Raw genomic sequence first — 20,905 nt, forward strand, 5'->3', positions numbered from 1 at the left:
CCTGGTCAGTTCTGGTCGATGTAGACGCGGTTGACGTTGTCGAAGCGGTTGTCGCAGGCGCCGCTGAGATCGCCCTTGACGAAGTCGTCCTCGCTGACCCAGGTGGTGGTGCCCCAGGGGTTGTAGACCTGGAGCTTGTCGCCCTCCTGGCCGACGATCATCATGCCGTGGCCGACCCAGTCGCCGTTGTCCTCGTGCCCCTCGACGTTGATGGGGACGGGCTTGCCCTCGGCGACGGACTTCTCGATGTCGGTCAGCACGTCCCGGCGGTCGTCGGCGCCGTGCATGTCGTGCGACGCGTAGTGGTCGCCGGTGTGCGGGCTCAGCTCCTTGTCGGAGATCTCGACCTGGCCGTCGGAGTCCATGCCGTCCGGGGTGTCGCTCCAGAAGTGGGTGTAGTCCCCGTCGCCCTCCTCGTGCATCCGGTACTGCTCGTCGTGCAGCCGCTTGCGGAAGTGCGCGGGGTCGTCGTCCTGGCCGGTCGGGCCGCCGGTCAGCTCGAGGGCGTAGACCGGGTCGACCATGGCCCGCGCCGTGACGGTCGAGGACGGCACGCACGTCGCGGCGTCCTGCGACCACCGCTGGTTGCCGAACGTCTGGTCGTCGGTGTTGTGGTTGGAGCCGTTGTCGTTCCTGCCCTCGTCGTTCAGGCTGTCCGTCTGCGTGGTGATCGGCGCCAGATGGTCCTCCAGCCACGCCGGGTCCTTGCCGTGGATCTTCCCGGCGAACTTCTCGACGTCGTCGGCGGAGTAGCCCGAGGCGAGGGCCTTCAGGATGTACGCCTTCTCCTGCGGGGTGGAGGCGTTCGCCAGCAGTGTGTCCATGCGGGCCCGGTCGGCGGCCGGCAGACGGTCCATGGCACGGCCGGATCGTTCGAGATCGTTGGCGCTGAGGATCTCGTTCATCTCGGGGTCGCCGTCGGGGTTGCTGGTGTCGGCCAGCGCCAGGCGGTCGGCGGCGGTGAGCCCGTCGGCGTCGAGCTTTCCGGCCCGCGCCTTCGACGCCCACTTGTTCAGGTCCCGGGCCGCCGCGCGGGCGGCGTCGTCGGCGGCGACGGCGGCCTTGAGCCGCAGGTCGACGCCCGCGGAGGCGACGGAACGGGCCTTGAGCCGGGCCGTCTCCTCGTCGTCGTCCTCGTACCAGTCGTCGAAGAAGCCGTCCTTGCCGCCGAGCATGGTGCGCGCCTGGTGCAGCTTGGCCCGGCCCCCGCGGTCCTGGTCCTGCGCGCCCTTGACCGAGTCGGCGAGGCTCAGCAGCGCCTTGGCGCCGCCCTCGAACGCGTCGGCCAGGTGCTGGGCGTCCCGGGAGGCGGCGGCCACCACGGCGGAGGCGAGGACGCTCGTGTCTCCGACCCACACCTCGGGCAGGCCCTTGCGGGCCACCTTGTCGACCCGGTCGCGCACATCGGTGGCGTCGTCGCACTGGCCGCGGTAGCGCTTGGCCAGCGACTCCAGCGTCGCGTGGTCACCGGCCGGCGCGGACACCGCCAGGGCGTCGTCGATCGCGTCGATCAGGTCGTTCTTGCTGTCGGCCGAGGAGATGGTGTCGCACAGGCCCGTCAGCTTCTTGCGGCGGTCGGTGGTGTCCTCCGTCGTCATGGCGCGCCGCCCCTCAGTAACCGGCCAGCGCCGACGGGCGGTCGGCGTGGGCGGGCATCGTGGTGAGGTGGCTGTCCCCGGCCGGCACCCGCACACTGCGCACGCTGGTGTCGACGAGCCCGTCGCTGCCGCCGTACGCGCCCTTGGAGCCCCGCACCTTGTCCGCGAGCTCGTGCAGCGCCGCCTGAAGCGTCTTGGCCTCCGCCTCCCAGGCGGCGGCGTACGCGTTGAACGCCGCGGCGGAGTCCGGGCCGCCCAGCGCGTCGTCCGTGTAGCAGAGACCGGGCTCGATCGCCTTGCGTATCCTGCCCGTGTCGTCGCCCGCGCCGTCCAGTTCCTTCGCCTGGCCGGACATGCCGGACTTGACCGTGAAGCCGTCCGAAGACGCGCCCATCATGCTCCCCCGTCGCATTCGATCATGACCGCCGGGGAGGCTAACACGCGTCAGTCGTACGCTCGTCCGTGAAGCACACGGCCCCCACAGGGCTGCCACACCATCCACCCGAGGCATGCGGCCCTGAGCCGCCGGCGGAAGATCAGGAGAGCCCCAGGCATGTCACGCAAGGCCGGTCTCAAGCAGCGGATCGTCACCCGCTTCCAGCGCCACCTCGCCAACCCGCTCAACCGGCGCCTGCCGTTCCAGACCGTCCTGGAGACCACCGGCCGCACCTCGGGCCTGCCCCGGCCGACGCCGGTGGGCGGTCGCCGGGTCGGGGACTCCTTCTGGATCGTCTCGGAGTTCGGGTTCAAGTCCCAGTACGTGCGCAACATCCAGGCCGACCCGGACGTCCGCGTCCGCATCGGCGGCCGCTGGCACCACGGCACCGCCCACCTCCTGCCGGAGGACGACGCCGTGGCCCGCCTGCGCGCCCTGCCCCGCTTCAACAGCGCGGCCGTGCGGGCCTTCGGCACCGATCTGCTGACGGTACGGGTGGACCTGACGGACTGAGAAAAGGCGTTGGACGATCGCCTGCCCGGGCCGACGCTCCGAGGCCCGCTCATCCCGGCCAGACGATCGCCTGCACCTCGCTGTACGCATGCAGGGCGTAGGAGCCGACGTCCCGGCCGACCCCGCTCTTCTTGAAGCCGCCGAAGGGCGCCTCCATGTTGCGGCCGACCGTGTTGACACCCACGCCGCCGGCCCGCAGCCGCCGGGCCACGCGGAAGGCACGGGCCACATCGCCCGACCAGACGTAGTCGATCAGGCCGTAGTCGGAGTCGTTGGCGAGGGCCACGCCCTCGTCCTCCTCGTCGAAGGGAATCACCGACACCACCGGTCCGAAGATCTCCTCCCGCGCCACCCGCATGTCGTTCGCGCAGTCGGCCAGCAGGGCCGGTGCGACATAGAACCCCCGCTCCAGAGGCGGACGTTCGCCACCGAAGACCACCGTCGCACCCTCCTTGCGCCCCAGCTCGACGTACGACTCCACCCGCGCCCGGTGCTCGCCGGAGATCACCGGCCCCACGACCGTGTCCGGCTCCCTCGGATCGCCGACCTTCAGCCGGCGGGCGTAGCCGGCGAGCTGCTCCACCAGTCGCTCGTACACCCCCCTCTGCGCCAGCACCCGCGTCGGCGCCGTACAGATCTGCCCGCTGTAGAAGGAGAACGTGGTCCCGATCCCCGCCACCGCCGACGCGAGGTCCGCGTCGTCGAGGACGAGGGCCGCCCCCTTCCCGCCCAGCTCCATCAGCTGGCGCTTCATGTCCCGCCCGCACACCTCGGCGATGCGCTGCCCGACGGCCGTCGAACCGGTGAAGCTCACCATGTCGACGTCGGGCGAGGCGACGGCCGCCTCACCGACGTCCGTGGCACGCCCGGAGACCACGTTCACCACACCCGCCGGTGCGCCCGCCTCCTGAAGCGCCTCGGCCATCCGGTATACGGACAGCGGGTCCTGCGGGGCCGGTTTCACGACCACCGTGTTGCCCATCGCCAGCGCCGGGGCGATCTTGCCGGCCGGGTTGGCCCACGGGTTGTTGTACGAGGTGATGCAGGTGACGACCCCGACGGGCTGGCGCACGGCCAGCGCCCCCATCACCCCCGCCCTCCCCATCGGCCCGGCCTCGTTGATCTGCGGCGCAATCGCCCACTCGGCCGCCTCCACGGCGGCGTACCGGCGGAACCGGGCGGCGGCCACCCCGACCTGCATGGCCCGGGCCGTCCCCGTCGTCGCCCCGGTCTCGGCCCGCGCCAGCTCGGCGTACGGCAGGAGCCGGCCGCGGATGATCTCCGCGGCCCGCCCGAGTACCGCGGCCCGCTCCTCGGGCCTGGTCCGCGACCATGCCCCGAACGCCTCCCGGGCCGCCGCACAGGCCGCCCGCACCTGCGCCACGGAGGCCTCCGGCGCCTGCCCGACCGTCTCCTCGGTGGCCGGGTCGATCACCGGGTAGTACCCGGAGTCGGGCTCGACCCACGCGCCCCCGACGAACAGCCGCTGCCCGTCCCTCACCTGGTGCTCACCGTCCCGGTGTCCCGCCCGGACCGCAGCACCCTGCCGGGTACGGACCCGCTGACCACGTCGTCCCGGATCGCCTCGACCCCGTTGACCCACACGGCCCGCACCCCGAGCGCCCTGGAGTCCAGCCTCGGGCTGTCGCCCGGCAGGTCGTGCACCAAGGTGGCCCGGCCGGCGTCGATCCGCTCCGGGTCGAACAGCACCAGGTCGGCATGCCAGCCCTCTTTCACCCGCCCCCGCTCCCGCAGCCCGAACAGCCGCGCCGGGTCGTCGGTCAGCATCTTCACCGCCTGCTCCAGGCCGACCAGCTTCCGGCCGCGCAGACAGTCCCCGAGGAACCGGGTGGTGTACGGCGCCCCGCACATCCGGTCCAGGTGCGCGCCCGCGTCCGAGCCCCCGAGCAGCACGTCCTCGTGCTGCCAGGTCTCGGCCCGCAGGGCCCAGGAGGCGGGGTCGTTGTCGGTGGGCATGGGCCAAAGGACCGTACGCAGCTCGTCGTTGGTACAGATCTCCACCAGACAGCTGAAGGGGTCCTGCCCGCGCTCGGCGGCGACGTCCCGCACGACCCGCCCCGTCAGCCCTCGGTTGGCCTCGCTGTAGGTGTCCCCGATCACGTACCGCCCGAAGTCGGCGAGCCGCCGGAAGACGCCCGCCTCCTTCGACCGGGCCCGCCGCAGCATCTCGCTCCTGACCTCGGGGTCACCGAGCCTGACGATCCGCTCGGGCACGGGCAGCCCGAGGATCGGCCCCCACCCCGGGATGAGGTTCAGGGCGCAGAAGGTGCCCAGGGACATGTTCATCGGGGTGAGGATCGGCATGGTGAGCGCCACCACGCGCCCGCCCGCCTTCCGCGCCCGCTCACTGACGCTCAGCTGCCGGGGCACCCGCTCGGGCACGGCCGCGTCGACGGTGAGGACGTTCCAGTTCAAGGGCCGTCCCGCGACCGCGCTCATCTCCACGAACAGATCGATCTCGGCATCGCTGAACTGGTCCAGACACCCGGCGACGATCGCCTCGATCTGCGTACCCTCGTGCTCCCCGACGGCCCGGGACAGGGCCAGCAGTTCCTCCGGCGTCGCATGCCGGGAGGCCACCGGCTGCCCGTCCCCGTCGGAGTGCGTACTGGACTGGGTGGTGGACAGCCCCCAGGCCCCCGCGTCCATGGCCTCGTGAAACACCCGGAGCATCTCCTGGAGCTGCTCCTCGTTCGGCTGCCCGCCGATGGCCCGCGGCCCCATCACATACCGCCGCAGCGCACAGTGCCCCACCATGAACCCGGCATTGACCGCGATCCGCCCCTCCAAGGCGTCCAGGTACTCCCCGAAGGAATGCCAGCTCCACGGCGCCCCCCGCTCCAGCGCCACCAGGGACATGCCCTCCACCTTGGACATCATCCGCCGGGTGTAGTCGGCGTCCTCGGGCCGGTCCGGATGGAGCGGCGCCAGCGTGAACCCGCAGTTCCCGGCGGCCACGGTCGTCACTCCGTGGTTGAGCGAGGGCGTGGCGTACGGGTCCCAGAAGAGCTGGGCGTCGTAGTGGGTGTGGGGGTCGACGAAGCCGGGGGCGAGGACGAGGCCGGAGGCGTCCTCGGTGGTGAGGGCGTCCTCGGTGATCGTCCCGATGGCGGCGATACGGCCGCCCCGTATGCCGACGTCGGCGGTGTAGGCGGGCGCGCCGGTCCCGTCGACGACGGTCGCGCCCTTGATGAGGTGATCGAACACGGGTTGCCTCCTCAACTCCGTTGCGATGACCGGCCTGAAGGGGCGCGGGGAACTGCGCGACCAGCCACGCACGACCCGCACCCGCCGACGGCGCTCACACGGCGGCCCGGAACCGCGAAGTCCGATGCACAGGATCCGTATCGATCTTCGGAATCACCTGCTCCCCGATGAGCCGAATCGTCTGCAGCGTCTCCTCCTTCGGCACCCCCACCGGCAGCCCGAAGCTCAGCTGATCGGCACCGGCCTGCTCCCACCGCTTGCACTGCCGCAGCACCTCGTCCGGATCGCCGCAGATCAGCAGCTCTTCCTCCACGAGCAGTTCGACGAACTCCGGCGTGTACCGGGGCAGGGTCTCCGGCCAGACGGGGAACCCTTCGGGCCGGGGAAACGTGTCGTGGTACCGGAAGACCAGCGAGGGCAGATAGTGCAGCCCGCCGTTCACGGCGATCTCGATCGCCTCCGCGTGCGTCGGCGCGCAGATGGCCGTGGTCGTCACCATCACGTTGTCGTTCACGAAGTCCCCGACGGGCTCGGCGTTCACGACCGCCGTCTTGTACTGCTCCAGCACCCACTCCATGTCGGAGACCTTCTGGATGCTGAAGCCGAGCACGCCGAGGCCCTTCTTCGCGGCCATGGCGTACGACGGCGGCGACCCGGCCGCGTACCACATCGCCGGGTGCGACTTCCCGTACGGCTTCGGGAGCACCTTCCTCGGCGGCAGCTGCCAGTGCTTGCCCTGGAAGCCGGCGTACTCGTCCTGGAGCCACATCTTCGGGAACTCGGCGATGGTCTCCTCCCAGATCTCCTTCGTGTGGTTCATGTCGGTGATGCCGGGCAGGAAGCCGAGGATCTCGTGGCTGCCCGCTCCCCGTCCGCTGCCGAACTCGAAGCGCCCCTCGCTGAGGTGGTCCAGCATGGCGACCTTCTCGGCGACCTTCACCGGATGGTTGACCTGGGCGAGCGGGTTGAAGATGCCGGAGCCCAGGTGGATCCGCTCGGTCGCGTGGGCGAGGTAGCCGAGGAAGACGTCGTTGGCGGACAGGTGCGAGTACTCCTCCAGGAAGTGGTGTTCGGAGGCCCAGGCGTACTTGAAGCCGGACTTGTCCGCCTGGATGACGTACTCGGTCTCCTCCATCAGCGCCTTGTGCTCGGCGAGCGGGTCGGTCTCGGCGCGCTTGCCCACGTACCCCTGTACAAAGAGCCCGAATTCCACGGCGGTTCACCGTCCTCAAGGTATCTGACGTATCGTCAGTTCTTCTCTGTCGGCCGACTGTCGCACCGGCCGCAATGACCGTCAATACCTGACGGTGAGTCAGATGACGCTGACCCCGGCCAGCCATCCCCCGTCGATCACGAACGGCTGCCCGGTGATGTACGAGGAGTCCTCCGAGGTCAGGAAGAGGGCCAGCCGGGCCACCTCCTCCGGCTGTCCGACCCGCCCGAGCGGCACGAGCTTGCGGTACAGCTCGTCCAGGGCCCGGCTCATCTCCTCCGGGTCGGCGTCCGGGTCGAGGCGGGCCGGGTTGGACATCGCGGTGTCGATGGCGCCGGGGCAGACGGCGTTGACCCGGATCCGCCGGCCCGCCAGCTCCAGCGCGGCCACCCGGGTCAGCCCGAGCACGGCGTGCTTGGTGGCCGCGTACGTCCCCACGGCGGCCATCCCGGTGAGCGCGGTGTAGGAGGCGGTGTTGACGATGGTCCCGCCGTCCGCCATCTGAGGCGCGACGGTCTTCATCCCCAGGAAGCAGCCGACCTGGTTCACCTGCACGACCTGCATGAACTCTTCGAGAGGCGTGTCCACCAGCGCGTTGAAGCGCAGGATGCCGGCGTTGTTGACCAGCCCGTCGATACGCCCGTACGCCTGCCTGACGGCGCCGACGGCCTCCCGCCAGCCGTCCTCGGTGCCCACGTCGAGATGGACGTAGAGGGCCCCTATCTCCTCGGCCAGGGCCTGCCCCTGCTCGTCCAGCACATCCGCGACGGCGACCCGCGCGCCCTCCGCCCGGAAGAGCCGCGCCTCCTGTTCGCCCTGTCCGCGCGCCGCCCCGGTGATGAGGACGACCCGTCCGTCCAGCTTGCCCATGTCCGCTCCTCAGTCCAGCCGGGGCGCGATCTCGGCCCCGAACGCGTCGATCTGGTCGATGAGTTCGACACGGCTCCGGCTGCGGAACCGCACCTGGATCTGGTGCACGCCCATCGCGCGGTACGCCCGCAGCGACTCGGCGATCTCCTCCGGCGCCCCGGCGAGGGTGCGCCGCCCGATGTGCCAGTCGGCCCGGCCGACGTACAGGGGCTCGGTGATGGCGCCGATGGTGCAGGGCGCCTCGATGCCGTGCTCCTCGCGCAGCTGCCGCAGCCGCGCGATCTGGGCGGGCAGGCGGTCCCGCGGGTCCCCCTGCGGCAGCCAGCCGTCGCCCTTCAGCGCGGCCCGGCGGACGGCGGCGGGCGAGGAGCCCCCGATCCAGACCGGGACGCGTTCCTGCGCGGGCCGGGGCCGCTGCCCCAGGTCGGCGAAGTCGTACAGCTTGCCGTGGTGCTCGGGGAACTCCTCCGGCCCGAGGGCGGCCCGCAGCGCGTCGATCGCCTCGTCCAGCACGGCCCCGCGCCGCTCGAAGTCGACCTGGAGGACCTCGAACTCCTCGCGCACGTGCCCCGCCCCCACGCCGAGGATCAGCCGCCCCGCGGAGAGGTGATCGAGGGTGGCGTACTGCTTCGCGCTGAGCAGGGGATGCCGCAGGCCCACGACGGCCACGTGGCTGAGCAGCCGGACGCGCTCGGTGACGGCGGCGAGATGGGCGAGGGTGGCGACCGGGTCGTACCAGACGGTGCTCATCGCCGGGGCCAGCCTGCGCGGGACCGCCACATGGTCGCAGCAGGCGAGGTAGTCGAACCCGGCACGGTCCACGGCCCGGGCGATCTCGACCAGGTCGGCGGCACCGGCGGCGGCCTCCCAGCCCTCCGCGTAGAGGGTGCTCTGCGACTGCACGGGCAGCTGGATGCCGTAGGCCAGGCGGCTCATCGGGCCCCCTGCCAGAGACCGTCCTCGGTCAGCCCCAGCAGCTCGATCGCGTTGCCCCGTACGATCCGCTCCACCACGTCCCCCGGCAGATGCCCCATCTGAGCCTCGCCGACCTGGCGGGACTCGGGCCAGGTGGAGTCGGAGTGGGGGTAGTCGGTCTCGTACAGGACGTTGCCCACGCCGATGGAGTCGAGGTTCCTGAGCCCGAAGGCGTCGTCGAAGAAGCAGCCGTGGACATGCCCGGCGAAGAGTTCGGACGGCGGCCGGTGGACCTTGTCGGCGACCCCGCCCCAGCCCCGGTTCTCCTCCCAGACCACGTCCGCGCGTTCCAGGATGTACGGAATCCAGCCGATCTGCCCCTCGGCGTACATGATCCGCAGGTTCGGGAAGCGCTCGAACTTCCCGCTCATCAGCCAGTCCACCATCGAGAAGCAGCAGTTGGCGAAGGTGATGGTGGAGCCGACCGCGGGCGGGGCGTCGGCGGAGGTGGAGGGCATACGGCTGCTGGAGCCGATGTGCATGGCGACGACCGTCCCGGTCTCGTCACAGGCCGCGAGGAACGGGTCCCAGGCGTCGGTGTGGACGGACGGCAGGCCCAGGTGCGGGGGTATCTCGGAGAAGGCGACGGCGCGGACACCGCGTCGGGCGTTGCGCCGGACCTCCTGGGCGGCCAGCTCGGCGTCCCACAGGGGGATGAGGGTGAGCGGTATGAGCCGCCCGTGCGCCTCGGGCCCGCACCACTCCTCCACCATCCAGTCGTTGTAGGCGCGGACGCAGAGCAGGGCGAGGTCCTTGTCCGCCGCTTCCGTGAAGGTCTGGCCGCAGAAGCGGGGGAAGGTGGGGAAGCAGAGGGCGGACTGGACGTGGTTGACGTCCATGTCGGCGAGGCGCCGCGGGACGTCGTACGAGCCGGCCCGCATCTGCTCGTAGGTGATGACTTCGAGCTTGATGTCGTCCCTGCTGTATCCGACGGCGGTGTCGAGCCGGGTCAGGGGCCGGTGCAGGTCCTCGTACACCCACCAGTCGCCGAGGGGACCCTCCTGGCTCCCGGGGTCGCCCATGACGGGCTTGAACCGTCCGCCCAGGAAGGTCATTTCCTTCAAGGGCGCTCGGACGATCCGCGGGCCGGTGTCCAGGTACCTCTTCGGGAGCCGGTCCTGCCAGACGTGCGCGGGCTCCACCGTGTGGTCGTCGACGGAGATGATCCGGGGGAAGTCGTTTCGGGGCTCGCTCCGGGAGTCGCTCTGCGTGTCCATGGCGCTCACGGTAGCGCCGATCTGACGAACCGTCAGCTATGGTTGTCGGTCGACTCCGTGCGAAGAGCGTGTGAGGACCTTGTGTGCTGAGGTGTACCGGTCTGTGATCGGCGTCTCCCACGGCTGACGCAACTGCCCGGAACAAGGCAAACTGACGGGGTTGTTCGTGATGCCTAGGGGGGCGAACGCATGGACGGTGGACCGCGAGTACCTGAGCAGCGGCGTCCCGGCTCCGCGGCCATCGCGGAGCCGGCGGCGTTGCGCTTCAGCGTGCTCGGTCCGGTGCGGGCCTGGCGCGGCGAGGAGACGCTGAACACCGGCTCCCCGCAGCAGCGTGCCCTGCTGGCCGCCTTGCTGCTGCGCGAGGGCCGTACGGCGACGGCGGCGGAACTCATCGACGCGCTGTGGGGCACCGAGCCGCCGTCCCAGGCGCTGGCGGCGGTGCGCACCTACGCGTCCCGGCTGCGCAAGGTGCTGGACCCAGGGGTCCTGGTCAGCGAGTCGGGCGGTTACGCGGTGCGCTCGCCGGGCGAGGGCGCGCTGGACCTCGCCCTGGCCCAGGATCTGGCGGCGGAGGCGGAGAAGGCGCGCGGCGCGGGGGATCTGTGCCACGCGCGGGAAGTGCTGAACCGGGTCCTGGGCCTGTGGGACGGGGAGCCCCTGGCCGGCGTCCCCGGTCCCTACGCGGAGACCCAGCGGGTGCGCCTGGAGGAGTGGCGCCTGGGGTTGCTGGAGTCCCGCCTGGACATGGACCTGGAGCAGGGCTGCCACGCGGAGGCGGTCTCGGAGCTGACGGCCCTGACGGCCGCGCACCCCTGCGCGAGCGCCTGCGCGAACTCCTGATGCTCGCCCTGTACCGCAGCGGCCGCCAGGCGGAGGCGCTGGCCGTGTACGCGGACACCCGGCGCCTGCTGGCCGAGGAGCTGGGCGTGGACCCGCGCCCTGGCCTCAGGGAACTCCAGCAGCGCATCCTCCAGGCGGACCCGGCACTGGCGGAACCCTCCGCTCCGGTCGCGGAGCCGACGGTGGTGCAGGTCCGCCCCGCCCAGCTTCCGGCTTCCGTCCCCGACTTCACCGGGCGCTCGGCCTTCGTCTCCGAGCTGAGCGAGGTACTGGCGTCGGCGTCCGAGGCGTCGGCCCAGGGCCGGGTGATGGCGGTCTCGGCACTCGCCGGGATCGGGGGTGTCGGGAAGACGACGCTGGCCGTGCATGTGGCACACCGGGCGCGGCCGTCGTTCCCCGACGGCCAGCTCTACGTCGACCTCCAGGGCGCGGGCCCCCGCCCCGCGGAACCGGAGACGGTCCTCGGCTCCTTCCTCCGCGCCCTCGGCACGGCGGACTCGGCGATCCCGGACTCCCTGGAGGAGCGCGCGGCCCTGTACCGCTCGGTCCTGGACGGCCGCAGGGTGCTGGTGCTGCTGGACAACGCGAAGGACGCGGCGCAGGTACGCCCGTTGCTCCCGGGGACAGAGGGCTGCGCGGCGCTGGTGACCTCCCGGGTCCGGATGGTGGACCTGGCCGGGGCCCACCTGGTCGACCTGGACGTGATGTCCCCGGACGAAGCCCTCGCCCTGTTCACGAAGATCGTGGGCGAGGAGCGGGTGGCGGCGGAGCGGGAGGCGGCGCTGGACGTGGTGGCCGCGTGCGGCTTCCTCCCCCTGGCGATCAGGATCGCGGCGTCGCGTCTTGCGGCCCGACGGACCTGGACCGTGTCCGTGCTGGCCGCGAAGCTGGCGGACGAGCGCCGCCGCCTGGACGAACTCCAGGCCGGCGACCTGGCGGTCAAGGCCACCTTCGAACTCGGCTACGGCCAGCTGGAGCCGCCCCAGGCCCGCGCGTTCAGGTTGCTGGGGCTGGCGGACGGCCCGGACATGTCGCTGGCCGCGGCAGCAGCGGTACTGGATCTTCCGCCCGAGGAGACGGAGGACCTGCTGGAGGCCTTGGTCGACACGTCCCTGCTGGAGTCTGCGGCGCCGGGCCGCTACCGCTTCCATGACCTGGTCCGGCTCTACGCGCGTGCCTGCGCGGAGAGGGACGAGCAGCGGCCGAGTGAGCGAGAGGCTGCCATGTCCCGGTTGCTGGACTTCTATCTGGCTACGGCGGCGGGGGTCTACGCGATCGAGCGGCCGGGGGACCGACTGGTGGATCACCTGGAGAAGACCGGTGTCTCCGGCCTGGTCTTCGCCGACCGCCACGCCGCCCGGGACTGGCTCTACGCCGAGGCGGTACCGCTTCTGGCCTGCGTACGGCAGTCCTCCAGCGGGACTTCGCTGTGGCGCGCCGTCGACCTGCTGTGGGCGGCGGTCGACCTCGCGGAGTCGGGCGCCAACTTCAAGGAGTACGAGGCAGCCGGCACAGCCTTGCGCGAAGCCTCCCACGCCGCGTCCGACGTACGGGCCGAAGGCCGAGCCCTGCTGGTACTGGCCAACGCACGCAACTGGTCCGGGCAGTTCGTCCAGGCGTACGAAGAGGCCCGGCAGGCCCTCGCCCTGTCGGAGGCAGCCGCCGATCCGCTGCCGCGCTGCTGGGCCGCGAACATCCTCGGAGTCTTCGCGTACTACCAGGGCCGCTATGCCGAGGGCGAGGAGTTCCTGGAGCGTGCCATCGCGGACTTCCGCGCCTGCGGCGACCTGCCCGGCGCGGCGGCGGCGCTGTGCAACCTCTCACGTCTGCATCTCCAGACGGGCCGGGCCGACAGCGCGGTTCACCTCGCGCGGCAGGGCACCGAGATGTACGAGGAACTGGGACACTCCCTGAAGGCGGCCAACGGCCACTACGCCCTGGGGCTGGCCCTCGGCAAGAGCGGTCAACTGGCCGATGCCAGCTCGCATCTGGGTCAGGCCCTGCTCGTCTTCCGCGCCAGCAGACAGCGCCTGTGGGAGGGAATGACCCTCTTCCGGCTCGCCGAAGCGGACCTGCTCGCCCAGCGTCCGGCCCAGGCCGCCGCCAACGCCGAGATGGCCCTGACACCGCTCAAGGAAATCGGCGGCGAGTGGCGGCGCGGCAACGTGCTGACCGTACTCGGGAAGGCACTGAACGGGATCGGACACACGGGCAGGGCCCAGGTCTGCTGGCGCGAGGCGCTGGAGATCTACCAACGGCTGAACTCCCCGGAGGCCGCGGAGGTTCAGGCGCTCCTGGCACCCGCCGCCGCGGCCTGACCTGGGCGCTGTCACAGCGTTCATCGATCGTTTATCGCCCCCCGGCAGTCTCATGACTGCCGGGCCGTCGTGTCGGGGGGCAGACGGACCAGCCAGTGAGACCGTCTCACTCGCGATCTAGAGTGGGCGACTCCAGCGGCCCATCCGGACGCACTCGGGGGAGTGACCGGATGGGCCCGCCACAGCTGTACGCAATCTCCAAGGGGAGCACCTGATGAGCGACATCACCAAGGACGAGCCGGTCGTCAAGCCGGACAACACGCACATCACCGATGCCAAGGCCGGCACCGAGGTCAAGCCGCTCAACACGCACATCACCGACGCCGAGGCCGGCACCGGCGTCAAGCCGCTCAACACCCACATCACCGACGCCAAGGCAGTGGCCGCCGACGGCACGGTGACTCCGGACAACACGCACATCACGTCCGAGCCCGCCTGATCCGAAGACCGACGGGGGAACCGGCCGCGACGGCACCGAGGGGGAGCCGTCGCGGCCGACGTGTGTCCGGAGCCGGAAGCCCGAGGCCGCGGCCTGCCGCTCACTCCGCCCCCGCCAGCTCGCACCACACCGTCTTGCCGTCCACCCCCTGCTCCACGCCCCAGCGCAGCGCGACCGCGTCCAGCAGAGCGAGCCCGCGCCCCTGCTCATCGTCGAGGGTGCCGGGCAGGGACACGGGGAGTGCCTGTCCGGCCGGGTCCGTGACCTCGACGCGGATGCGGCGGCCGTCCGTCCGGGCCACCCGCACACGGACCGGGGTCCCCTCCCCCACATGCCGGATGACGTTGGTGACGAGTTCGGTGAGGCAGAGCTGGACGTCGGAGCATGGTGCGTCCAAGTAGCGGCGGAGGGTGCGACGGAGGCCCTGGAGTGCCCTCGGTACGGCGGGGAGTTCGACGTCCAGCGGCGGCCGGCTCGGTGTCTCGGTGAGACCTCGCAGCACCGTCACGAGCCTACGCGCCGTAGCGGCATTGCAGTTACCGAGCGCCACCAGACCGGCCGGGGGCCGGTACGCGCCGGCGAAGCTCGACAGGTCCACCCGGAGTGACGGCAGGACGATGCCGTGGCCGGACAGGGCGGCGCGCAGGTCATCCACGCAGAGGGTGATGTCGTAGACGGAGTTGCCCGAGGTGGCGGAGGCGGGGTTCGAGGACGACACGGTTGCGTACGCCTTCCTGTGCTGTCTGTGATGAAACAGTCACAGAGTGGCGCCTTTGTCGGTACCTTCTGAAGAGGTTTTGGCTACGCAGCGCAACTGGCAAACGGCGGTGATGAGTTGTGCCTCCCAAGAAGGATCCTGACGCGTCGGTGAGCGTTCCCTGCTTCTACGGCGCGGAGTTGCGCTACAGGAGGGAGCAGGCGGGGCTCACGCTGGAGCAGTTGGTGGAGGGGAGCTACCGGGGACTGTCGTTCCTCAGCCAGATCGAGCGCGGGGAACGGGGAATGCCGGTGGATCTGGCCCGGCACGTGGATCAGAAGCTGGGTACGGACGGGTTTTTCGAGCGGCGGTGTGAAGACGTCGCCAAGGCGCGGAACGTGGGGCATCCGCTGTACTACGCGGATGTGCCGGACCTGGAGAAACAGGCGGTGACGCTGGAGGAGTGGGCGCCCAACGCCTTCCCCGGCCTCCTGCAGACCGAGGCGTGTATGCGGGGGCTCATGCGGTACGGGGCACCGCTGGCCTCACCGGAGACGGTCGAGAAGAATGTCCGTGCACGTTTGGCGCGTGCCAAGCTCTGGGGGCGCGAGGACCGACCCACCTACTGGGGAATCCTGCGAGAGTCGCTCATCCGAAACACACCGCTTCCACCAGCGGTGATGGCCGAGCAACTGGAGCACATTCTCAACGTGATCCAGTCCACGCAGAGCGTTCTGCAGATCGTTCCGGAAACCAGCCCCTGGCACCCGCTCATGCACGGCATGGCCAAGATCATGACTTTTGCCGACGCTCCGCCGCTGGTGTGGACGGAAGGCGACTTCGACGGGCAGATCGTGGACTTTCCGGCCCTCGTGCAGGGCTACCGCAGGTCGTACGATCTGCTCAGGGCCGCCGCACTACCGCTTGAGGCGTCCCTGGCCTTGGTCGAAGAAGCAGCGAGGAACTACAGAGATGAAGCTCGGCAAGGGGATTGACCTGAGTTCGGTCACCTGGCGCAAGAGCAGCTACAGCAACAACGATGGAGCCGACTGCGTCGAAGTAGCCGACGCCCTCCCCGGCGTCATCCCCGTCCGCGACTCGAAGAGGGCCCAGGACGACCCCGTACTCCTCTTCCGGACTCGCGCCTGGAGTGCCTTCCTCGGCTCGCTGAAGGGCTGACCCCACCGCCACAGACCATGATCACGGCCAGGTGACGCGGTCGTAAGCGTCTTGTGGTGAGCGGAACCGGAGTCATGGCCATGCCGTCCTCCCGCGTGACCACATTTTGTTGACGGGAGGGGAACCCCATGTCCGTGCGTGCCCGAATCTCCGCTGGTGCCGCTGTCTTCGCCCTGTCCGCTCTGGCCCTGACCGGCTGCGGCAACAGCGACGACGACAGCAGCAAGGGCGCCACCGACGGGACGTCCGCGAGCGCCTCCGCCACCTCCGGCTCGGACTCGGGCGCCCCGACGTCGAAGGAGACCGGCTCGGGCGGATCCGCCACGGCCGGCAAGTCCGGCGCCCCGGCCACCGGCGGCACCAACGGCGGCACCAACGGCGGCGGCGTCACGTCGGCGTGCACGACGAAGAACACCCGGATCAACTTCGTCCAGGCCGCGCAGCACGCCAGTCAGCAGGCACCGGCCCAGGGTTCCATCGAGGTCGTCAACACGTCCAAGTCGACCTGCACGATCGTCGGCGCGGTCACCCTGACGGCCAAGGACGACCAGGGCAAGGCCGACCCCGTCGAGACGGACAACTCGAAGAGCGGCACGGACGCCGTCGACGTCAAGCCCGGCGGCACGGCCAAGGCGTCGGTGGCCTACACCGACCTCAACTTCGAGGGCAGCCAGTCGGCCCGGGAGGTCTGTGCCGTGCAGGCGTCCACGGTCGAGATCGCCCTGCCCAAGGACGTCGGGCGCACCGTGAAGGTGACCAAGGACAGCGGCGCGCAGGGCACCTTCAACGTGTGCGGGAAGGACGTACAGGTCTCCGCCTTCAAGGCTTCCTGACCGCCCCTGTCGGGAGCCGGGGCGTCCGGTTCCGCAACCGGTCTCGGGAGTGCCGCGTCCCCTCATGTGCGGGGACGCGGAGTGCCGGACGAAGCGGAAAGGGCAGTCGACGGTGAGCGATGCGTGGGGCATGGCGATGTGCGGTGCGGTTGCCCTGCTGCTGCTCGGCCTCGCGGTGCGGGAGGCGGTCGTGGTGCGGCGGCTGAAGCGGGACGGTGTTCGCGCCCAGGGTGTCGTGGTCGACAACACCCGGGACGACTATTCCGACGGCTTCAACTGGGTGCCGGTCATCGCCTTCGTCGACCAGCAGGGACACCGCGTGGAGTTCTCGCCCAAGATGCGCGGGACCGGGATGAACCTGGCGCGGTGACGTTCCTCAGGGCCGGCGGCCCGCCCGCGCCCGCAGCTCCCCCTTGACCACCTTCCCGCTCGCGTTCCGGGGCAGCTCCGTCACGAACTCCACCGCCCTCGGCACCTTGTAGTTCGCCATCTCGCGGCGTGCCCAGGCGATGAGGTCGTCGGCGGTCAGGACCGCGCCCGGCCTGCGCACCACGTACGCCTTGCCGACCTCGCCGAGGCGCGCGTCGGGTATGCCGATCACGGCGACGTCGGCCACGTCCGGGTGCACACCGAGGAGTTGCTCCATCTCCGCCGGGTAGGCGTTGAAGCCGCCGACTATGAACATGTCCTTGATGCGGTCCGTGATGCGCAGGTTGCCCGCCTCGTCCAGCACGCCCACGTCGCCCGTGCTCAGCCAGCCGTCCGAGGAGATCGCCTCCCGCGTCGCCGCCGGGTCCTCGTAGTAGCCGCGCATGACGTTGAAGCCCCGGACCAGCACCTCCCCGGGGGTGCCGGGCGGCACCCGTGAGCCCTCGGTGTCGACCAGCCTCACCTCCGTGCCGGGGATCGCCCGGCCGGACGTGGAGGCGATCACCGACGGGTCGTCGCCGCGACGGCACATCGTGACGATGCCGCTCGCCTCCGAGAGGCCGTACGCCGTCAGGACCGTCTCCACGCCGAGTTCGCCGCGCAGGCGCTCCACCAGCCGCAGCGGCACCACCGCCGCACCCGTCACCACCAGGCGCAGTGCCGACAGATCGTGGGAGTCCCGGGACGGGTGGTCCAGGAGTGACTGGTGGAGGGTCGGCGGGCCCGGCAGGACCGAGATCCGTTCCGCCGCGATGTTCGCCAGCGCCGTGTCCACGTTGAACACCGGCTGCGGGATCATCGTCGCCCCTCGCATCAGGCAGGCGATCACCCCGGCCTTGTAGCCGAAGGTGTGGAAGAAGGGGTTGACGATCAGATAGCGGTCCGTGGTGCGCAGGCCCGCCAGGTCCGCCCAGATGCCGTACGCCGTCAGGGTCTGCTCGTGGGTGATCATCGCGCCCTTGGGGCGGCCCGTCGTCCCCGAGGTGAAGACGATGTCCGACAGACAGCCGCCGTCCAGCTCCCCCTCGCGGCGCCGTACGTCGGACTCCCCCACCCCTTCCCCGCCCGCCAGGAAGTCCTTCCAGGTGCGGAAGTCCTGGGGGGCGTCGTCCGAGAGGACCACCACGTGCTCCAGCGCCGGCAAGCCGGGGAGCGGGTGACCGGCGCCGTCCGGGGATCCCGCCGCCCGGCGCAGCGACGCCACGTACGACGTGCCCAGGAAGGTACCCGTCACGAACAGCAGCCTCGCCCCGCCGCGGCGCAGTACGTCCGTCGCCTCCGCCCCCTTGAAGCGGGTGTTCAGCGGCACCAGCACCGCCCCCGCCGACACCGCGCCCAGTGCCGCGACGATCCAGTCCAGGGAGTTGGGCGACCAGATCGCCACCCGGTCGCCCACCCGCACGCCGCTCGCGATGCAGGCGGCCGCCGCGCGCTCCACCCGCGCGCCCAGTTCCGCGTACGTGATCCGGGTACGGCCCTCGACCACCGCCTCGGTGTCCGCGTACCGCTCGGCCGACCATCGCACCAGGCCCGGGATGGTGTCCCAGTCACTCATAGCAGCCCCCTACGCCGTAGCTGACTGACCGTCAGATTAGCTGTAACCTGACGGCCTGTCAGCACAGGAGGGGTGGGTTCGCCATGGCAGGAACCGGGTTGAAAGACGCCACCGCCATCGTCGGGATCGGGCAGACCGCCTTCGCCAAACGCCTTGCGGAGGACGAGAGGACACTCGCCTGCCGGGCCGTTCTCGCCGCGCTCGACGACGCCGGGATCGCCCCCGGCGAGGTCGACGCCCTCGCCTCCTACACCATGGAGGAGACCGACGAGGTGGAGCTCGCGAAGGCCGTGGGGTTCGGGGACCTCACCTTCTTCAGCAAGGTGGGGTACGGAGGTGGTGGTTCCTGTGCCACCGTGGCCCACCTCGCCGCCGCCATCGCCTCGGGGCAGGCCACCGTCGGTGTCGCCTGGCGGTCGCGCAAGCGGGGCAGCGGGGCCCGGCCCTGGAGCAACACCGCCGTCCAGCTGCCCACTCCCGGCCAGTGGACCCGGCCCTTCGGGCTGCTGAGGCCCGCCGACGAGATCGCCATGCTCACGCGCCGGTACATGCACGAGTACGGGGCCACCCGGGACCATCTGTTCAACGTCGCCCTCGCCTGCCGCAACCGGGCCAACCAGAACCCCGCCGCCGTGATGTACGAACGGCCGCTCACCCGCGAGATGTACATGACGTCGCGGTGGATCAGCGAGCCGCTGTGCCTCTTCGACAACTGCCTGGAGACGGACGGCGCGCTGGCCTGCGTGGTCGTCAGCAGGGAACGCGCCCGGGACTGCCGCCGGACCCCGGTCTACGTCCACTCCGCAGCCCAGGGGCTGCCCGCCCAGCACCACGGCATGGTCAACTACTGGAACGACGACCCGCTCACCGGCCCGGCCTGGACCGCAGCCCGGCACCTGTGGAAGCACGCCGACTTCACGCCCGAGGACGTGGACGTGGCGCAGATCTACGACGCGTTCACCGCGTTGATACCCCTCTCCCTGGAGGGATACGGCTTCTGCGGGAGGGGCGAGGGCGGGGCCTTCACCGAGCAAGGTGCCCTGGAGATCGGGGGGCGGCTGCCCGTCAACACCGGTGGCGGCGGGCTCTCCGAGGCCTATGTGCACGGCTTCAACCTCATCAACGAAGGGGTGAGGCAGCTGCGCGGCAGCAGTACCGCGCAGGTCCCCGGGGCCGCCACCTGTCTGGTCACGGCAGGCGAGGGCGTGCCCACCTCCGCTCTCCTGCTGAGGAGTTGATCCAGCATGCTGAATCCGGTCACGGACACCGACGGCGCGCCCTTCTGGGAGTACGCCGCCCAGGGCGAGCTGCGGGTCCAGGCCTGCGCCGACTGCGGCGAGGCCCGCTTCCCGCCGCGGCCCTGCTGTCCGCACTGCCAGTCCTTCGCGAGCGAGTGGCGGCCGGTCTCGGGGCGCGGGCGCGTGTGGTCGTACGTGGTGCCGCATCCGCCGCTGCTGCCCGACTACGCGGAGCAGGCGCCGTACAACGTCGTCGTCGTGGAGCTGGAGGAGCTGCCCCGGATACGGCTCGTCGGGAACGTGGTGAGCCGCGCCGGGGCGCCGCTCGGCTCCCTCGACCCGCGGCGCGTCAGGATCGGCGCCCGGGTTCAGGTGGTGTTCTGCGACGGACTTCCGCAGTGGGTGCTGTCGTGAGCGCGGTCCGGTTCTGCGCCGACAAGGACACCGGCGTCGCCGTCGTCACCCTGAACCGGCCCGAGCGGCTCAACGCCGTCGACGGGGACATGGCCAGGGAACTCGCCGGGATCTGGGGCGAGTTGCGGTTCGACGACTCCGTGCGGGCCGTCGTCCTCACGGGAGCCGGGGAGCGGGCCTTCTGCACCGGCATCGACCGGGACTTCGCCGTGCCGCAGCCGTCGTCGCCGTACATGCAGGACGATCCGCTGCTGACGGTCGGGCCGAAGGCGAACGACCTGTGGAAGCCGGTGGTGGCCGCCGTGCGGGGGATGGCCTGCGGGGGCGCCTTCTATCTGCTCGGGGAGAGCGAGTTCGTCGTCGCCGACACGACTGCGGCCTTCTTCGACCCGCATACGACGTACGGCATGGTCAGCGCGTACGAGTCCGTGCTCATGGCCCAGCGGATGCCGTACGGGGAGGTCGCGCGGATGATGCTCATGGGGAGCGCGGAACGGATCTCCGCCGAGCGCGCCCACGCCATCGGGCTGGTCTCCGAACTCACCGAACCCGGCGAGGCGTTGGACGCGGCCGTGCGCTGTGCCGCCGTCATCGCCGGATATCCGGCCGAGGGGGTGCAGGGGACCGTGCGGGCGCTGTGGGCGGCCAAGGAGGCGGCACGGGCGCAGGCGTTCGCGCAGGCACCGCATCTCATCGCGCTCGGGAATCTGCCCGCCGAGCGGCAGGCGGAGCTGTTCGCGGGGAGGCGGTCCGGGCAGTTCCGGGTGCGGTGAGCCGTCAGCTCGCGAGGGGGCGAACCGGTCGAAGCGGTGCACCTCGCGGAACGGCGCCCTGAACGTCATCTTTGCGTTCGCGGGCACCGTGACATGCGGATACACCGTAGCGGCCGGTGGCACCGCCTGGCGGGCGT

At 70.9% G+C, this 20,905-nt stretch carries 19 protein-coding genes and 1 pseudogene; 10 read left to right on the plus strand and 10 right to left on the minus strand.

Translation table 11 applies throughout. The features are described 5' to 3' along the window. Positions 1-5: 5 nt before the first annotated feature. Both AVL59_RS44215 and AVL59_RS44220 read right to left on the minus strand, forming a co-directional pair. Positions 6-1,598 (minus strand): peptidoglycan-binding protein, encoded by a 1,593-nt coding sequence (locus AVL59_RS44215; protein ID WP_067315686.1) that lies wholly within the window; start codon positions 1,596-1,598, stop codon positions 6-8. Positions 1,599-1,611: 13 nt separating this feature from the next. Further along, complete coding sequence (locus tag AVL59_RS44220) at positions 1,612-1,992, minus strand: hypothetical protein (protein WP_067318500.1); 381 nt, start codon at positions 1,990-1,992, stop codon at positions 1,612-1,614. A gap of 159 nt (positions 1,993-2,151) precedes the next feature. Between AVL59_RS44220 and AVL59_RS44225 the strand changes: the two genes are divergently transcribed. Continuing rightward, positions 2,152-2,547, plus strand: a complete 396-nt coding sequence (locus AVL59_RS44225) for a nitroreductase family deazaflavin-dependent oxidoreductase (protein WP_067315689.1) — start codon at positions 2,152-2,154, stop codon at positions 2,545-2,547. Between the two features lie 49 nt (positions 2,548-2,596). On the opposite strand, the gene AVL59_RS44230 is transcribed toward AVL59_RS44225, so the two are convergent. From AVL59_RS44230 to AVL59_RS44255, 6 genes are all read right to left on the minus strand, one after another. Continuing rightward, positions 2,597-4,048 carry an aldehyde dehydrogenase family protein gene (locus AVL59_RS44230; protein WP_237281819.1) on the minus strand — a complete coding sequence of 484 codons (1,452 nt, stop codon included), beginning with the start codon at positions 4,046-4,048 and terminating at the stop codon, positions 2,597-2,599. Further along, positions 4,045-5,775: an N-acyl-D-amino-acid deacylase family protein gene (locus AVL59_RS44235; protein ID WP_067315691.1), complete on the minus strand. Its 1,731-nt coding sequence runs from the start codon at positions 5,773-5,775 to the stop codon at positions 4,045-4,047. The genes AVL59_RS44230 and AVL59_RS44235 overlap by 4 nt, the downstream gene beginning before the upstream one ends. A gap of 94 nt (positions 5,776-5,869) precedes the next feature. Further along, the gene (locus tag AVL59_RS44240) at positions 5,870-6,988 is read right to left on the minus strand and encodes an LLM class flavin-dependent oxidoreductase (protein ID WP_079147286.1); all 1,119 of its coding nucleotides are present in this window, start codon (positions 6,986-6,988) and stop codon (positions 5,870-5,872) included. 99 nt (positions 6,989-7,087) lie between these two features. Next, the gene (locus tag AVL59_RS44245; RefSeq protein ID WP_067315697.1) at positions 7,088-7,858 is read right to left on the minus strand and encodes an SDR family NAD(P)-dependent oxidoreductase; all 771 of its coding nucleotides are present in this window, start codon (positions 7,856-7,858) and stop codon (positions 7,088-7,090) included. A gap of 9 nt (positions 7,859-7,867) precedes the next feature. Further along, positions 7,868-8,794, minus strand: coding sequence for an LLM class F420-dependent oxidoreductase (locus tag AVL59_RS44250; RefSeq protein WP_067315700.1), 927 nt, complete (start codon positions 8,792-8,794; stop codon positions 7,868-7,870). Beyond that, positions 8,791-10,050 (minus strand): amidohydrolase family protein, encoded by a 1,260-nt coding sequence (locus tag AVL59_RS44255; protein WP_067315703.1) that lies wholly within the window; start codon positions 10,048-10,050, stop codon positions 8,791-8,793. The genes AVL59_RS44250 and AVL59_RS44255 overlap by 4 nt, the downstream gene beginning before the upstream one ends. 189 nt (positions 10,051-10,239) lie before the next feature. Here AVL59_RS44255 and afsR point away from each other — a divergent pair. Together afsR and AVL59_RS44265 are read left to right on the plus strand one after the other, a co-directional pair. Then, positions 10,240-13,211, plus strand: a pseudogene (gene afsR, locus AVL59_RS44260) (SARP-family global regulator AfsR). A gap of 214 nt (positions 13,212-13,425) precedes the next feature. Further along, a complete protein-coding gene (locus AVL59_RS44265) occupies positions 13,426-13,650 on the plus strand; it encodes a hypothetical protein (RefSeq protein ID WP_067007106.1) in 225 nt (74 codons plus the stop codon). 100 nt (positions 13,651-13,750) lie between these two features. Here the strand turns inward: AVL59_RS44265 and AVL59_RS56245 are convergent, their stop codons facing one another. Next, positions 13,751-14,368, minus strand: coding sequence for an ATP-binding protein (locus tag AVL59_RS56245; RefSeq protein ID WP_067315705.1), 618 nt, complete (start codon positions 14,366-14,368; stop codon positions 13,751-13,753). A 119-nt stretch (positions 14,369-14,487) separates the two neighbouring features. Here AVL59_RS56245 and AVL59_RS44275 point away from each other — a divergent pair, with 119 nt between their 5' ends. The 4 genes from AVL59_RS44275 (at position 14,488) to AVL59_RS44290 (ending at position 16,729) form a co-directional block, all read left to right on the plus strand. Next, the gene (locus AVL59_RS44275) at positions 14,488-15,342 is read left to right on the plus strand and encodes a helix-turn-helix domain-containing protein (protein ID WP_107407411.1); all 855 of its coding nucleotides are present in this window, start codon (positions 14,488-14,490) and stop codon (positions 15,340-15,342) included. Next, positions 15,320-15,526 (plus strand): DUF397 domain-containing protein, encoded by a 207-nt coding sequence (locus tag AVL59_RS44280; protein ID WP_067315707.1) that lies wholly within the window; start codon positions 15,320-15,322, stop codon positions 15,524-15,526. The genes AVL59_RS44275 and AVL59_RS44280 overlap by 23 nt, the downstream gene beginning before the upstream one ends. Before the next feature lie 128 nt (positions 15,527-15,654). Continuing rightward, complete coding sequence (locus tag AVL59_RS44285; protein ID WP_067315709.1) at positions 15,655-16,359, plus strand: DUF4232 domain-containing protein; 705 nt, start codon at positions 15,655-15,657, stop codon at positions 16,357-16,359. Between the two features lie 112 nt (positions 16,360-16,471). Further along, positions 16,472-16,729, plus strand: a complete 258-nt coding sequence (locus AVL59_RS44290; protein WP_159400215.1) for a DUF3592 domain-containing protein — start codon at positions 16,472-16,474, stop codon at positions 16,727-16,729. 6 nt (positions 16,730-16,735) lie between these two features. On the opposite strand, the gene AVL59_RS44295 is transcribed toward AVL59_RS44290, so the two are convergent. After that, positions 16,736-18,343, minus strand: coding sequence for a FadD3 family acyl-CoA ligase (locus AVL59_RS44295; protein WP_067315715.1), 1,608 nt, complete (start codon positions 18,341-18,343; stop codon positions 16,736-16,738). Positions 18,344-18,426: 83 nt separating this feature from the next. Here AVL59_RS44295 and AVL59_RS44300 point away from each other — a divergent pair, with 83 nt between their 5' ends. From AVL59_RS44300 to AVL59_RS44310, 3 genes are read left to right on the plus strand one after another with little or no spacing between them, the layout of a single operon-like run. Further along, positions 18,427-19,581, plus strand: a complete 1,155-nt coding sequence (locus tag AVL59_RS44300; protein ID WP_067315717.1) for a lipid-transfer protein — start codon at positions 18,427-18,429, stop codon at positions 19,579-19,581. Positions 19,582-19,587: 6 nt separating this feature from the next. Further along, a complete protein-coding gene (locus tag AVL59_RS44305; RefSeq protein WP_067315720.1) occupies positions 19,588-19,995 on the plus strand; it encodes a Zn-ribbon domain-containing OB-fold protein in 408 nt (135 codons plus the stop codon). After that, a complete protein-coding gene (locus tag AVL59_RS44310; RefSeq protein WP_067315723.1) occupies positions 19,980-20,768 on the plus strand; it encodes an enoyl-CoA hydratase/isomerase family protein in 789 nt (262 codons plus the stop codon). Before AVL59_RS44305 ends, AVL59_RS44310 begins: the two co-directional genes overlap by 16 nt. The last annotated feature ends 137 nt before the right edge of the window (positions 20,769-20,905 follow it).

Source organism: Streptomyces griseochromogenes, from assembly GCF_001542625.1.
GTDB classification, from domain to species: domain Bacteria; phylum Actinomycetota; class Actinomycetes; order Streptomycetales; family Streptomycetaceae; genus Streptomyces; species Streptomyces griseochromogenes.

Coding starts and splice junctions, on each gene's coding strand:
- AVL59_RS44215 (WP_067315686.1), bottom strand. CDS start 1,598: ATGACGACGGAGGACACCACCGACCGCCGCAAGAAGCTGACGGGCCTG.
- AVL59_RS44220 (WP_067318500.1), bottom strand. CDS start 1,992: ATGGGCGCGTCTTCGGACGGCTTCACGGTCAAGTCCGGCATGTCCGGC.
- AVL59_RS44225 (WP_067315689.1), top strand. CDS start 2,152: ATGTCACGCAAGGCCGGTCTCAAGCAGCGGATCGTCACCCGCTTCCAG.
- AVL59_RS44245 (WP_067315697.1), bottom strand. CDS start 7,858: ATGGGCAAGCTGGACGGACGGGTCGTCCTCATCACCGGGGCGGCGCGC.
- AVL59_RS44250 (WP_067315700.1), bottom strand. CDS start 8,794: ATGAGCCGCCTGGCCTACGGCATCCAGCTGCCCGTGCAGTCGCAGAGC.
- AVL59_RS44255 (WP_067315703.1), bottom strand. CDS start 10,050: ATGGACACGCAGAGCGACTCCCGGAGCGAGCCCCGAAACGACTTCCCC.
- AVL59_RS44265 (WP_067007106.1), top strand. CDS start 13,426: ATGAGCGACATCACCAAGGACGAGCCGGTCGTCAAGCCGGACAACACG.
- AVL59_RS44280 (WP_067315707.1), top strand. CDS start 15,320: ATGAAGCTCGGCAAGGGGATTGACCTGAGTTCGGTCACCTGGCGCAAG.
- AVL59_RS44285 (WP_067315709.1), top strand. CDS start 15,655: ATGTCCGTGCGTGCCCGAATCTCCGCTGGTGCCGCTGTCTTCGCCCTG.
- AVL59_RS44295 (WP_067315715.1), bottom strand. CDS start 18,343: ATGAGTGACTGGGACACCATCCCGGGCCTGGTGCGATGGTCGGCCGAG.
- AVL59_RS44300 (WP_067315717.1), top strand. CDS start 18,427: ATGGCAGGAACCGGGTTGAAAGACGCCACCGCCATCGTCGGGATCGGG.
- AVL59_RS44305 (WP_067315720.1), top strand. CDS start 19,588: ATGCTGAATCCGGTCACGGACACCGACGGCGCGCCCTTCTGGGAGTAC.